The organism is Flavobacterium paronense (genome assembly GCF_030409795.1).
Lineage (GTDB): Bacteria > Bacteroidota > Bacteroidia > Flavobacteriales > Flavobacteriaceae > Flavobacterium > Flavobacterium paronense.
The window spans coordinates 1-14,980 of sequence record NZ_JAUFQN010000022.1; the positions used below are offsets into that span (position 1 = coordinate 1).

The following is a 14,980-nucleotide window of genomic DNA, read 5'->3' on the forward strand; positions in this document are numbered from 1 at the left end:
AAAAAAATTTGAAATAGTAGAATTTCCTCAATCTAAATCATCTTTTTCAAGAGGCAAAAACAGGAACCATTGAAGAATATGGTCAGCTTGAACAAACCATTGCTCCACAGGTTTTAGACAAAATGAGTTCTTGGATTTTGAATAGATAAAACACTAAAAAAGCCCAAATACAATTAAGATTTTTGGCTTTTAATTTATAATATCATCGTCAACTGAATTCGTTTACGCTCTTCGTCAACCTCAACTACTTTTACTTGCACATGTTGGTGTAATTTCACCACTTCATTCACATCGGAAACAAAACCAGCTTTGAGTTGCGAGATGTGAACCAGACCGCTTTCCTTAATTCCGATATCTACAAAGCAACCAAAAGCGGTAATATTATTGACAATTCCGGGTAAAATCATTCCGGAACGAACGTTTTTTATAGTGGTAACTGTTGGATCAAACTCAAAAACTTTGGCTGCTTTTCTTGGATCGAGTCCTGGTTTTTCTAATTCTTTCACAATATCTTTTAATCCTAGAATTCCTATTTCCGGTGTGATATAATTTTCTAATTTTATTTGGGATATCTTTTCTTTGTTGGCAATCAAATCATTGGTTTTTAAACCTAAATCTTTAGCCATTTTTTCTACAATCGGATATGCTTCAGGATGCACTGCTGAATTGTCCAACGGATTTTTACCGTTATGAATTCGAATAAAAGCTGCAGCTTGTTGGTATGCTTTGTCGCCTAAACGCGGGCACTTTTTTAAGTTGTTTTCTGTCTTCAAACGGACCATTTTCGGAACGAAAGACAAGCAACTATATTTTCGGCCATTTTTTCACCAATTCCGGAAACATAACCTAACAGCGATTTGCTAGCCGTATTAATATTTATTCCAACTGAATTCACGCAACGAACCACAACGGTATCCAATTCTTCTTTGAGTTTAATTTGATCAACGTCATGTTGGTATTGTCCAACGCCAATAGATTTTTGGGTCGATTTTTACTAATTCAGCCAACGGATCAGCCAATCTTCTTCCAATAGAAACCGAGCCTCGAACCGTTACATCATATTTTGAAAATTCCTCGCGGGCAATTTTGGATGCTGAATAAACCGAAGCACCAGCTTCAGAAACTATAAAAACCTGAACGGGTTTATCAAAAGCGATTTTCTTGATGAAGAATTCGGTTTCGCGACTTGCCGTTCCGTTTCCGATAGAAATTGCCTCAATATTGTAAGCATTCACCATCGAGCGAATTTTTTTCATCGCCATCGCGCTTTCATTTTGTGGCTGATGCGGATATATAGTTTCGTTGTATAATAAATCACCTTTTTCATCTAAACAAACGATTTTGCAGCCGCTTCTAAATCCCGGGTCAATCGCTAAAATTCTTTTTTCACCTAATGGCGGTGCTAACAAAAGCTGACTCAAATTCCCAGCAAAAACATCAATCGCTTTGCTGTCGGCTTTAGCTTTGGCATCTTGTAATGTTTCGTTTGATATGGCTGGTTCCAGCAATCGTTTATAACTGTCATTAATTGCTAATCTTATATGTTCGGTCGTATCATTTTTGGCCTTTATAATTTCGTTTTCGATAAAATCAATAGCTTCCTCTTTTTCGATATCAACATTTAGTTTTACGAAACCTTCCGCCTCGGCGCGTACATTGCCAACAATCTATGAGATGGTATTTTTGAAATCGGTTCGGCCCAATCGAAATATTGCTTGAATTTCTGTGCATCTTCTTCGTTTTCTTTTTTCTTTACAACTTTAGTTTCTACAATCGCTTTTCGTTGAAATAATCGGCGGAGATTTTTTCGTATGTAACTATTTTCGTTAATCCATTCGGCAATAATATCTCTTGCGCCTTGCAACGCTTCGTCTTCATTTTTGACTTTGTCGTTGAGATATTGAGTGGAAATAAAATCGACATCTTCATTTCTTTGACTGAAAATAATTTTGGCTAAAGTTCCAAACCATTTTCTCGAGCGATATCGGCACGGGTTTTTTCTTCTTTTTATAAGGTAAATACAAATCTTCTATTTCCTGTAAGTCAAAACTTTCCTTTATTTTTTTGGCCAATTCAGGAGAAAGTTGCCCTTGTTCTTCAATGGTTTTTAGAATCGATTCTTTTCTTTTTACAATTTCATCGTATTGTTTGGAAGTTTGGCAATTTGTTCAATTACGACTTCGTCTAAATTTCCGGTTTGGTCTTTTCGGTAACGCGAAATAAATGGAATGGTGCAATCTTCGGAAAGTAATTTTAAAGTGGCCTCAATGCTTTTTGGCGCAGCCGTAACTTGGCTTTGAATATATTGTATGCTGGTCATGAATTTAATTTTGAATTTTTTTAAACGCTCGTCCAAGATTATCTATTACATCAGTGATTAACATGCTTTCCGGACTTTGTGTTTCTAAAGTAATATCGGCTGCTAGGCCATGAATATAAACGCCAAGTAAAGCGGCATTCAATGGTTCGTAACCTTGTGCTAAAAAAGCTGTTATTATTCCTGTCAAAGCATCGCCCGAACCGCCTTTGGCCAAGCCTGAATTTCCGGTAGTGTTTTCGAAACTTTTTTCTCCATCAGTAATAAAAGATTTATGTCCTTTCAGGATAATAATCAAGTGCAATTCTTTGGCTTTTGTAGAAGCTGTTATTCTTCTTTCTGACTCAGAATCATGCTTCCCAAAAAGTCTGTCAAACTCTTTAACGTGTGGTGTAAGAATGGATTTTTGAGGCAGGTTTAAAAGTTCATGCTGGTTTTTGGCCAAAATATTTAAAGCATCAGCATCAAAAACGGTTGGGATTTTCACATTTGTTATCAATAATCTCAGGAGATTTGTTGCTGATTTATTAGTTCCTATGCCTGGTCCAATGGCAAATGAATTAAAAGAAGTCCAATTCTTTTTCTCTCCCCTAAATTCAGTCATTGCTTCCGGAACAGAGGAGAATAGGGCTATTCTTTCTTTTTTGGAATATTTAATGTAACCAGACCTGCGCCTGATCTTAAACAAGCTTTAGCACAAATAATAGCGGCTCCGATTTTAGATTTACTTCCGGCAATAATCAATGCATGTCCGTGATTTCCTTTATGAGAATTAGGTGCTCTTTTTTGAAATATTTTTTGGATGCTATTGATGTCAAGTTTTGTCATAGTATTAGTCCTGAACAATAAAATCTTTTGGATCTTCTTTTTTAAATTCGGGTTGAATATTGATGTGATTTATGTGGAATTTTTCAAATAAAAGTATTTCCACATTATGTAATAAAACGTTGAATTCGCTCAATTTTATATCATCGGAACAATCAAGATGTGCTTCGAGGTGTAATTCTTCGTCATTCAAATGCCACACATGGATATGGTGTAATTTATTAACTCCTTTGATTTTATGAACTTCACGAACAATTTCTTTAATGTCAATGTAATCAGGTGTAAAAAGCATTAGCATTTTGGTAGCAGATTTTATCAAATCATAACTAACGTAGATTAAATAAAAGGCAATTAACAATGTCATCAAACTATCCACCCAAAACCAACCATAAAATTTCATCAACAAACCACCGACTAAAACCGCAACCGAAGCCATCATGTCGGTCAATAAATGGAGGTAAGCTGATTTCATATTAAGATTGTGTTCTGAATCTTTTTTAAGCAACAAGACCGAACCCCCGTTTACAATAATTCCTAAATTGCGAGCCAAATAACCAAACCTGACTTAATTGGTTCCGGATGGAATAATCTTGCGGAAGCTTCATAAATTAAAAATAAAGCGACAACAATTAGTGTTATAGCATTTATAAAAGCGGCTATTAGTTCGGCTCGTTTATATCCAAACGTATTGTTTATCGAAGCTTTTCTTCTGGATAATTTGTGTGCTACTAAACTAAAAACCAATGAAAGTACATCAGAAAAATTGTGAAGTGCATCCGAAATTAAAGCCAAACTTCCTGAAATAATTCCGCCAACAACTTGCGCAATCGTAATCAGTAAATTTAGCAGAATGGAAAAGATTAGATTTTTTCCTCTTACTTCATGTTTGTGAATATGAACGTGGTTGTGGTTATCTCCCATTTTATTGACAAGCTATTTTATTCACTCGGTTAGCGTGTCTTCCGCCTTCGAAATTGGTGTTTAAAAAAGTGTCAACCATTTCTACCGCTTGTTGTATAGAAGTAAATCGAGCCGGAATACTGATAATATTAGCGTCGTTATGTTGACGTGCCAAAGCTGCAATTTCTTTAGTCCAACACAATGCGGAACGAATGCCTTGGTGTTTATTCACAGTCATATTGATTCCGTTTCCGGAACCACAAATTACGATACCAAAATCGGCATTTCCTGTTTCAACATCAAGTGCAACAGGATGACCAAAATCCGGATAATCCACACTGTCAAAAGTATCGGTTCCATGATTGATTATTACGTGTCCCTTTTGTTTTAAAAGGCAACAATAGCATTCTTGTAATCCGGACCAGCGTGATCGTTTCCAATAGATATTTTCATAGTGTTGCGAGTATAATTAGTATCGCAAATTTACGGAAAGTATTGATTGCAATTTTAGTTTATTGTAAGTCTTTGATTTTTAATTGACAAGGATTTTACTGTTTTAATAATTTTCACAACTAATTAGAAATAAATACATTAAGCGTAATTTAAATGTTAAAATTGTGGATTGTTAATAGCATTTCTCAATTCGTTGATAATCAGTTAACCTTAAATTAACATAGATTGTTAACAACTTTGGATAGAATTTTAGAAGTTTTTTTAGGTTGTATGATTTAAAATTGTAATCAAAAAGTAGGTTGAAAAAAACAAATTTAGTTTGAATAATTTTTAGAAAAGTTATCAATATAAAAACATTCTTTTTCAACTAAAATTAAACTATAAGTTATCTACAAAAAAATACTTATTGGAGTTGTGAACAACTGTTAATTAAATCTAAAAAATACTTAAAAATGAACGTTTTTAATTCTAAAAACTATGTTGATAAATTGATATAAAAAATATAACTACAAATCTAATTTTAAAAAGTAAAGTTATTGTACAAATGAACACGCTATAATAACCATCATAAATTTAAATTTTTAAATCTTTTCTTTTTATTGTTTTTAATAGCTGTTGATAACATTTCTTTTTTTAGGTTTTAAATTAATTTGAAAAATAGGTAATGTTAGATTTATATTAAAACTGACAACTTATAACTCATAACTTATAACTATTTTGTAATTTTCAACATTAATTAGAAATTGAAAAATGAGTAAGAAACCAAAAAAGTTCGGAAAAAATGAAAAAACTTTCTCCGAAAAGATATTTAAGATATTATCAAAAAACGCGAACAAACCTTTTAATTACAAACAAATTGCTGCTATTTTAGAATTAGATGATACTAAAAGTAGAAACGAAATTATAAAAGATTTAAAAATCCTGGCAGCACAAAATTAATCATTGAATCCGAACCCGGAAAGTATTTAGTTAAAGCTTCCAGTCAACAATATTACGAAGGCGTTGTTGATATGACGTCCAGAAAAACAGGATATTTTGTTTGTGACGAATTAGAAAATGATGTCTTTATTCCGTTTATAAATCTGAATCACGCTTTAGATGGCGATAAAGTCAAAGCTTATGTGTATGACCGAAGAAGCTCCAGAAAACCAGAAGCTGAAGTAATCGAAATTATTGAAAGACACAAAACAGAATTCGTTGGAGTTGTTGATATTCAAAAGAATTTCGGATTTGTAACTACGGCTAATGCCAAAATGTACACCGATATTTTTTATCCCAAAAAATAAATTAGCCGAAGCCGAACATGGAGATGTGGTTTTAGTAAAATTGGAAGATTGGCCTGCAAAAGCAGATTCACCTTTTGGTTCTGTACTTAAAGTTCTTGGAAAACCAGGTGAACATAACACAGAAATTCATGCCATTTTAGCTGAATATGGTTTGCCGTATGATTTTCCAATTGAAGTTGAAGCTTATGCAAATAAATTAGATACTTCTATAACTCAAAATGAAATTGATAAACGTCGCGATATGCGAAAAGTATTGACGTTTACTATTGATCCAAAAGATGCAAAGGATTTTGATGATGCCTTATCCTTCCAAGTTTTAGATAATGGAAATTATGAAATTGGTGTTCACATTGCCGATGTTTCGCATTATTTACAAGAAGGAACTATTTTAGATGATGAAGCATACAGAAGAGCCACTTCGGTTTATTTAGTAGACAGAGTTGTACCTATGTTGCCTGAAGTGCTTTCAAATTATGCTTGTTCTCTTCGTCCACACGAAGAAAAATATACGTTCTCAGCAATTTTTCAGTTGAATGCGAAAGCAGAAGTTTTAGATTCTTGGTTTGGAAGAACCATTATTTATTCTGACCAACGTTTTTCTTATGAAGAAGCTCAAAGTATAATTGAAACCAAATCAGATATAATTCCGGCTGAGATTTCGTTAACTGGAAAAGAATATAAAGTTCCGGCCGCAATTGTAGCTGCAACATTAAAACAAGACGAATTGGCTAAAATTTTACGTCGAAAAAGAATGGCTGATGGAGCGATATCCTTTGATAAAGTAGAAGTAAAATTCAATTTAGATGAAAATGCAGAACCGGTTGGCGTCTTCTTTAAATATCAAAAGATGCTAATCATTTGATAGAAGAATTTATGTTGTTAGCCAACAGAAAAGTAGCCGAATTTATAGGAAAACAAAAGAAAACTTTTATTTACCGAATTCACGATGAACCGAATGAAGACAAATTAATCAATCTTCAAACAGTGATTTCTAAGTTTGGTTATGCGATAAACATGAAATCCAAACAAGATATTTCTAAATCATTGAATAAATTACTGAACGATGTAAACGGTAAAAAAGAGCAAAATTTAGTAGATACTTTGACGATTAGAAGTATGAGCAAAGCCAAATATTCGACCGAAAATATTGGTCATTATGGTTTAGCTTTTGATTTTTATAGTCATTTTACTTCGCCAATTCGACGTTATCCTGATGTGATGGCACACCGATTATTGCAATTTTATTTAGATGGAGGAAAATCAGTTGATGCAGATACTTATGAAGAAAAGTGCGCCCATTCCAGCGATATGGAAGGTTTTGCAGCACAAGCCGAAAGAGATTCTGTGAAATACATGCAGGTAAAATACATGCAGGATCACAAAGACCAAGAGTTTCTTGGTGTTATATCTGGTGTTACCGAATGGGGAATTTATGTAGAAATCATCGAAAACAAATGCGAAGGAATGGTTCGTATTCGAGAAATCAAAGAAGATTATTATACGTTTGACGACAAGCAATATGCTTTGGTAGGTCAAGCTACACAAAGTATTTTGCAACTTGGTGATGAAGTTTTTGTAAAAGTAAAAAATGCTGATTTAGTCAAGAAACAATTAGATTTTAATTTTATCAGAAGAAATGATAGTTAGTGTTCATTAATAGTATTTAATATGAAAAAATTATTTTTAGTTTTTTATTAGTATTCAGTTCAATTGTTTTTGCTCAAGAAACCAAAAATGTGGGCGACTTTACTAAAGTAACTTCCTTTGAAAAAAAATCAAAACAAAAAATGGAAACAAAGGAAGTTACTTTAGTAAAGTCGCCCACATTTTTGGTTTCTTGAGCAAAAACAATTGAACTGAATACTAATAAACTAAAAACTAATTTTTTCATATTAAATACTATTTAATGAACACTAACTATCATTTCTTCTGATAAAATTAAAATCTAATTGTTTCTTGACTAAATCAGCATTTTTTACTTTTACAAAAACTTCATCACCAAGTTGCAAAATACTTTGTGTAGCTTGACCTACCAAAGCATATTGCTTGTCGTCAAACGTATAATAATCTTCTTTGATTTCTCGAATACGAACCATTCCTTCGCATTTGTTTTCGATGATTTCTACATAAATTCCCCATTCGGTAACACCAGATATAACACCAAGAAACTCTTGGTCTTTGTGATCCTGCATGTATTTTACCTGCATGTATTTCACAGAATCTCTTTCGGCTTGTGCTGCAAAACCTTCCATATCGCTGGAATGGGCGCACTTTTCTTCATAAGTATCTGCATCAACTGATTTTCCTCCATCTAAATAAAATTGCAATAATCGGTGTGCCATCACATCAGGATAACGTCGAATTGGCGAAGTAAAATGACTATAAAAATCAAAAGCTAAACCATAATGACCAATATTTTCGGTCGAATATTTGGCTTTGCTCATACTTCTAATCGTCAAAGTATCTACTAAATTTTGCTCTTTTTTACCGTTTACATCGTTCAGTAATTTATTCAATGATTTAGAAATATCTTGTTTGGATTTCATGTTTATCGCATAACCAAACTTAGAAATCACTGTTTGAAGATTGATTAATTTGTCTTCATTCGGTTCATCGTGAATTCGGTAAATAAAAGTTTTCTTTTGTTTTCCTATAAATTCGGCTACTTTTCTGTTGGCTAACAACATAAATTCTTCTATCAAATGATTAGCATCTTTTGATATTTTAAAGAAGACGCCAACCGGTTCTGCATTTTCATCTAAATTGAATTTTACTTCTACTTTATCAAAGGATATCGCTCCATCAGCCATTCTTTTTCGACGTAAAATTTTAGCCAATTCGTCTTGTTTTAATGTTGCAGCTACAATTGCGGCCGGAACTTTATATTCTTTTCCAGTTAACGAAATCTCAGCCGGAATTATATCTGATTTGGTTTCAATTATACTTTGAGCTTCTTCATAAGAAAAACGTTGGTCAGAATAAATAATGGTTCTTCCAAACCAAGAATCTAAAACTTCTGCTTTCGCATTCAACTGAAAAATTGCTGAGAACGTATATTTTTCTTCGTGTGGACGAAGAGAACAAGCATAATTTGAAAGCACTTCAGGCAACATAGGTACAACTCTGTCTACTAAATAAACCGAAGTGGCTCTTCTGTATGCTTCATCATCTAAAATAGTTCCTTCTTGTAAATAATGCGAAACATCGGCAATGTGAACACCAATTTCATAATTTCATTATCTAAAACTTGGAAGGATAAGGCATCATCAAAATCCTTTGCATCTTTTGGATCAATAGTAAACGTCAATACTTTTCGCATATCGCGACGTTTATCAATTTCATTTTGAGTTATAGAAGTATCTAATTTATTTGCATAAGCTTCAACTTCAATTGGAAAATCATACGGCAAACCATATTCAGCTAAAATGGCATGAATTTCTGTGTTATGTTCACCTGGTTTTCCAAGAACTTTAAGTACAGAACCAAAAGGTGAATCTGCTTTTGCAGGCCAATCTTCCAATTTTACTAAAACCACATCTCCATGTTCGGCTTCGGCTAATTTATTTTTTGGGATAAAAATATCGGTGTACATTTTGGCATTAGCCGTAGTTACAAATCCGAAATTCTTTTGAATATCAACAACTCCAACGAATTCTGTTTTGTGTCTTTCAATAATTTCGATTACTTCAGCTTCTGGTTTTCTGGAGCTTCTTCGGTCATACACATAAGCTTTGACTTTATCGCCATCTAAAGCGTGATTCAGATTTATAAACGGAATAAAGACATCATTTTCTAATTCGTCACAAACAAAATATCCTGTTTTTCTGGACGTCATATCAACAACGCCTTCGTAATATTGTTGACTGGAAGCTTTAACTAAATACTTTCCGGGTTCGGATTCAATGATTAATTTTTGTGCTGCCAGGATTTTTTAAATCTTTTATAATTTCGTTTCTACTTTTAGTATCATCTAATTCTAAAATAGCAGCAATTTGTTTGTAATTAAAAGGTTTGTTCGCGTTTTTTGATAATATCTTAAATATCTTTTCGGAGAAAGTTTTTTCATTTTTTCCGAACTTTTTTGGTTTCTTACTCATTTTTCAATTTCTAATTAATGTTGAAAATTACAAATAGTTATAAGTTATGAGTTATAAGTTGTCAGTTTTAATATAAATCTAACATTACCTATTTTTCAAATTAATTTAAAACCTAAAAAAAGAAATGTTATCAACAGCTATTAAAAACAATAAAAAGAAAAGATTTAAAAATTTAAATTTATGATGGTTATTATAGCGTGTTCATTTGTACAATAACTTTACTTTTTAAAATTAGATTTTTGTAGTTATATTTTTTTATATCAATTTATCAACATAGTTTTTAGAATTTAAAACGTTCATTTTTAAGTATTTTTTAGATTTAATTAACAGTTGTTCACAACTCCAATAAGTATTTTTTTGTAGATAACTTATAGTTTAATTTTAGTTGAAAAAGAATGTTTTTATATTGATAACTTTTCTAAAAATTATTCAAACTAAATTTGTTTTTTTCAACCTACTTTTTGATTACAATTTTAAATCATACAACCTAAAAAAACTTCTAAAATTCTATCCAAAGTTGTTAACAATCTATGTTAATTTAAGGTTAACTGATTATCAACGAATTGAGAAATGCTATTAACAATCCACAATTTTAACATTTAAATTACGCTTAATGTATTTATTTCTAATTAGTTGTGAAAATTTATTAAAACAGTAAAATCCTTGTCAATTAAAAATCAAAGACTTACAATAAACTAAAATTGCAATCAATACTTTCCGTAAATTTGCGATACTAATTATACTCGCAACACTATGAAAATATCTATTGGAAACGATCACGCTGGTCCGGATTACAAGAATGCTATTGTTGCCTTTTTAAAACAAAAGGGACACGTAATAATCAATCATGGAACCGATACTTTTGACAGTGTGGATTATCCGGATTTTGGTCATCCTGTTGCACTTGATGTTGAAACAGGAAATGCCGATTTTGGTATCGTAATTTGTGGTTCCGGAAACGGAATCAATATGACTGTGAATAAACACCAAGGCATTCGTTCCGCATTGTGTTGGACTAAAGAAATTGCAGCTTTGGCACGTCAACATAACGACGCTAATATTATCAGTATTCCGGCTCGATTTACTTCTATACAACAAGCGGTAGAAATGGTTGACACTTTTTTAAACACCAATTTCGAAGGCGGAAGACACGCTAACCGAGTGAATAAAATAGCTTGTCAATAAAATGGGAGATAACCACAACCACGTTCATATTCACAAACATGAAGTAAGAGGAAAAAATCTAATCTTTTCCATTCTGCTAAATTTACTGATTACGATTGCGCAGTTGTTGGCGGAATTATTTCAGGAAGTTTGGCTTTAATTTCGGATGCACTTCACAATTTTTCTGATGTACTTTCATTGGTTTTTAGTTTAGTAGCACAAAATTATCCAGAAGAAAAGCTTCGATAAACAATACGTTTGGATATAAACGAGCCGAACTAATAGCCGCTTTTATAAATGCTATAACACTAATTGTTGTCGCTTTATTTTTAATTTATGAAGCTTCCGCAAGATTATTCCATCCGGAACCAATTAAGTCAGGTTTGGTTATTTGGCTCGCAATTTTAGGAATTATTGTAAACGGGGGTTCGGTCTTGTTGCTTAAAAAAGATTCAGAACACAATCTTAATATGAAATCAGCTTACCTCCATTTATTGACCGACATGATGGCTTCGGTTGCGGTTTTAGTCGGTGGTTTGTTGATGAAATTTTATGGTTGGTTTTGGGTGGATAGTTTGATGACATTGTTAATTGCCTTTTATTTAATCTACGTTAGTTATGATTTGATAAAATCTGCTACCAAAATGCTAATGCTTTTTACACCTGATTACATTGACATTAAAGAAATTGTTCGTGAAGTTCATAAAATCAAAGGAGTTAATAAATTACACCATATCCATGTGTGGCATTTGAATGACGAAGAATTACACCTCGAAGCACATCTTGATTGTTCCGATGATATAAAATTGAGCGAATTCAACGTTTTATTACATAATGTGGAAATACTTTTATTTGAAAAATTCCACATAAATCACATCAATATTCAACCCGAATTTAAAAAAGAAGATCCAAAAGATTTTATTGTTCAGGACTAATACTATGACAAAACTTGACATCAATAGCATCCAAAAAATATTTCAAAAAAGAGCACCTAATTCTCATAAAGGAAATCACGGACATGCATTGATTATTGCCGGAAGTAAATCTAAAATCGGAGCCGCTATTATTTGTGCTAAAGCTTGTTTAAGATCAGGCGCAGGTCTGGTTACATTAAATATTCCAAAAAAAGAAAGAATAGCCCTATTCTCCTCTGTTCCGGAAGCAATGACTGAATTTAGGGGAGAGAAAAAGAATTGGACTTCTTTTAATTCATTTGCCATTGGACCAGGCATAGGAACTAATAAATCAGCAACAAATCTCCTGAGATTATTGATAACAAATGTGAAAATCCCAACCGTTTTTGATGCTGATGCTTTAAATATTTTGGCCAAAAACCAGCATGAACTTTTAAACCTGCCTCAAAAATCCATTCTTACACCACACGTTAAAGAGTTTGACAGACTTTTTGGGAAGCATGATTCTGAGTCAGAAAGAAGAATAACAGCTTCTACAAAAGCCAAAGAATTGCACTTGATTATTATCCTGAAAGGACATAAATCTTTTATTACTGATGGAGAAAAAAGTTTCGAAAACACTACCGGAAATTCAGGCTTGGCCAAAGGCGGTTCGGGCGATGCTTTGACAGGAATAATAACAGCTTTTTTAGCACAAGGTTACGAACCATTGAATGCCGCTTTACTTGGCGTTTATATTCATGGCCTAGCAGCCGATATTACTTTAGAAACACAAAGTCCGGAAAGCATGTTAATCACTGATGTAATAGATAATCTTGGACGAGCGTTTAAAAAAATTCAAAATTAAATTCATGACCAGCATACAATATATTCAAAGCCAAGTTACGGCTGCGCCAAAAAGCATTGAGGCCACTTTAAAATTACTTTCCGAAGATTGCACCATTCCATTTATTTCGCGTTACCGAAAAGACCAAACCGGAAATTTAGACGAAGTCGTAATTGAACAAATTGCCAAACTTTCCAAACAATACGATGAAATTGTAAAAAGAAAAGAATCGATTCTAAAAACCATTGAAGAACAAGGGCAACTTTCTCCTGAATTGGCCAAAAAAATAAAGGAAAGTTTTGACTTACAGGAAATAGAAGATTTGTATTTACCTTATAAAAAGAAGAAAAAAACCCGTGCCGATATCGCTCGAGAAAATGGTTTGGAACCTTTAGCCAAAATTATTTTCAGTCAAAGAAATGAAGATGTCGATTTTATTTCCACTCAATATCTCAACGACAAAGTCAAAAATGAAGACGAAGCGTTGCAAGGCGCAAGAGATATTATTGCCGAATGGATTAACGAAAATAGTTACATACGAAAAAATCTCCGCCGATTATTTCAACGAAAAGCGATTGTAGAAACTAAAGTTGTAAAGAAAAAAGAAAACGAAGAAGATGCACAGAAATTCAAGCAATATTTCGATTGGGCCGAACCGATTTCAAAAATACCATCTCATAGATTGTTGGCAATGTTACGCGCCGAGGCGGAAGGTTTCGTAAAACTAAATGTTGATATCGAAAAAGAGGAAGCTATTGATTTTATCGAAAACGAAATTATAAAGGCCAAAAATGATACGACCGAACATATAAGATTAGCAATTAATGACAGTTATAAACGATTGCTGGAACCAGCCATATCAAACGAAACATTACAAGATGCCAAAGCTAAAGCCGACAGCAAAGCGATTGATGTTTTTGCTGGGAATTTGAGTCAGCTTTTGTTAGCACCGCCATTAGGTGAAAAAAGAATTTTAGCGATTGACCCGGGATTTAGAAGCGGCTGCAAAATCGTTTGTTTAGATGAAAAAGGTGATTTATTATACAACGAAACTATATATCCGCATCAGCCACAAAATGAAAGCGCGATGGCGATGAAAAAAATTCGCTCGATGGTGAATGCTTACAATATTGAGGCAATTTCTATCGGAAACGGAACGGCAAGTCGCGAAACCGAATTCTTCATCAAGAAATCGCTTTTGATAAACCCGTTCAGGTTTTTATAGTTTCTGAAGCTGGTGCTTCGGTTTATTCAGCATCCAAAATTGCCCGCGAGGAATTTTCAAAATATGATGTAACGGTTCGAGGCTCGGTTTCTATTGGAAGAAGATTGGCTGATCCGTTGGCTGAATTAGTAAAAATCGACCCAAAATCTATTGGCGTTGGACAATACCAACATGACGTTGATCAAATTAAACTCAAAGAAGAATTGGATACCGTTGTGGTTCGTTGCGTGAATTCAGTTGGAATAAATATTAATACGGCTAGCAAATCGCTGTTAGGTTATGTTTCCGGAATTGGTGAAAAAATGGCCGAAAATATAGTTGCCTTTCGTTCCGAAAATGGTCCGTTTGAAGACAGAAAACAACTTAAAAAAGTGCCGCGTTTAGGCGACAAAGCATACCAACAAGCTGCAGCTTTTATTCGAATTCATAACGGTAAAAATCCGTTGGACAATTCAGCAGTGCATCCTGAAGCATATCCGATTGTAGAAAAAATGGCTAAAGATTTAGGTTTAAAAACCAATGATTTGATTGCCAACAAAGAAAGATATCCCAAATAAAATTAGAAAATTATATCACACCGGAAATAGGAATTCTAGGATTAAAAGATATTGTGAAAGAATTAGAAAAACCAGGACTCGATCCAAGAAAAGCAGCCAAAGTTTTTGAGTTTGATCCAACAGTTACCACTATAAAAAACGTTCGTTCCGGAATGATTTTACCCGGAATTGTCAATAATATTACCGCTTTTGGTTGCTTTGTAGATATCGGAATTAAGGAAAGCGGTCTGGTTCACATCTCGCAACTCAAAGCTGGTTTTGTTTCCGATGTGAATGAAGTGGTGAAATTACACCAACATGTGCAAGTAAAAGTAGTTGAGGTTGACGAAGAGCGTAAACGAATTCAGTTGACGATGATATTATAAATTAAAAGCCAAAATCTTAATTGTATTTGGGCTTTTTTAGTGTTTTATCTA

Annotated in this window: 4 protein-coding genes and 7 pseudogenes; 5 read left to right on the plus strand and 6 right to left on the minus strand. The window is 33.2% G+C overall.

What is annotated here, in order from left to right:
- Nucleotides 1-194 precede the first annotated feature (194 nt).
- From QWY90_RS15355 to rpiB (QWY90_RS15375), 5 genes and pseudogenes are all read right to left on the minus strand, one after another.
- Nucleotides 195-2,320 (minus strand): annotated as a pseudogene (locus QWY90_RS15355) (Tex family protein).
- A 4-nt stretch (nucleotides 2,321-2,324) separates the two neighbouring features.
- A complete protein-coding gene (locus QWY90_RS15360) occupies nucleotides 2,325-2,921 on the minus strand; it encodes an NAD(P)H-hydrate dehydratase (RefSeq protein ID WP_290287011.1) in 597 nt (198 codons plus the stop codon).
- A gap of 26 nt (nucleotides 2,922-2,947) precedes the next feature.
- Entirely contained in the window at nucleotides 2,948-3,145 is a 198-nt protein-coding gene (locus QWY90_RS15365) for an NAD(P)H-hydrate dehydratase (protein WP_290287012.1), read from the minus strand.
- Nucleotides 3,146-3,149: 4 nt separating this feature from the next.
- Nucleotides 3,150-4,063, minus strand: a pseudogene (locus QWY90_RS15370) (cation diffusion facilitator family transporter).
- A gap of 1 nt (nucleotide 4,064) precedes the next feature.
- Nucleotides 4,065-4,495 (minus strand): annotated as a pseudogene (rpiB, locus tag QWY90_RS15375) (ribose 5-phosphate isomerase B).
- 750 nt (nucleotides 4,496-5,245) lie between these two features.
- Between rpiB (QWY90_RS15375) and rnr (QWY90_RS15380) the strand changes: the two are divergent.
- Nucleotides 5,246-7,428 (plus strand): annotated as a pseudogene (rnr, locus tag QWY90_RS15380) (ribonuclease R).
- A 266-nt stretch (nucleotides 7,429-7,694) separates the two neighbouring features.
- On the opposite strand, the pseudogene rnr (QWY90_RS15385) reads toward rnr (QWY90_RS15380), so the two are convergent.
- Nucleotides 7,695-9,878 (minus strand): annotated as a pseudogene (rnr, locus tag QWY90_RS15385) (ribonuclease R).
- Nucleotides 9,879-10,631: 753 nt separating this feature from the next.
- On the opposite strand from rnr (QWY90_RS15385), the gene rpiB (QWY90_RS15390) reads away from it, so the two are divergent.
- The 4 genes and pseudogenes from rpiB (QWY90_RS15390) (at nucleotide 10,632) to QWY90_RS15405 (ending at nucleotide 14,929) form a co-directional block, all read left to right on the plus strand.
- The gene (rpiB, locus tag QWY90_RS15390) at nucleotides 10,632-11,063 is read left to right on the plus strand and encodes a ribose 5-phosphate isomerase B (protein ID WP_290286680.1); all 432 of its coding nucleotides are present in this window, start codon (nucleotides 10,632-10,634) and stop codon (nucleotides 11,061-11,063) included.
- A 1-nt stretch (nucleotide 11,064) separates the two neighbouring features.
- Nucleotides 11,065-11,977, plus strand: a pseudogene (locus QWY90_RS15395) (cation diffusion facilitator family transporter).
- Nucleotides 11,978-11,981: 4 nt separating this feature from the next.
- Nucleotides 11,982-12,803 (plus strand): NAD(P)H-hydrate dehydratase, encoded by an 822-nt coding sequence (locus QWY90_RS15400; RefSeq protein WP_290286676.1) that lies wholly within the window; start codon nucleotides 11,982-11,984, stop codon nucleotides 12,801-12,803.
- A 4-nt stretch (nucleotides 12,804-12,807) separates the two neighbouring features.
- A pseudogene (locus QWY90_RS15405) lies at nucleotides 12,808-14,929 on the plus strand (Tex family protein).
- Nucleotides 14,930-14,980 lie beyond the last annotated feature (51 nt).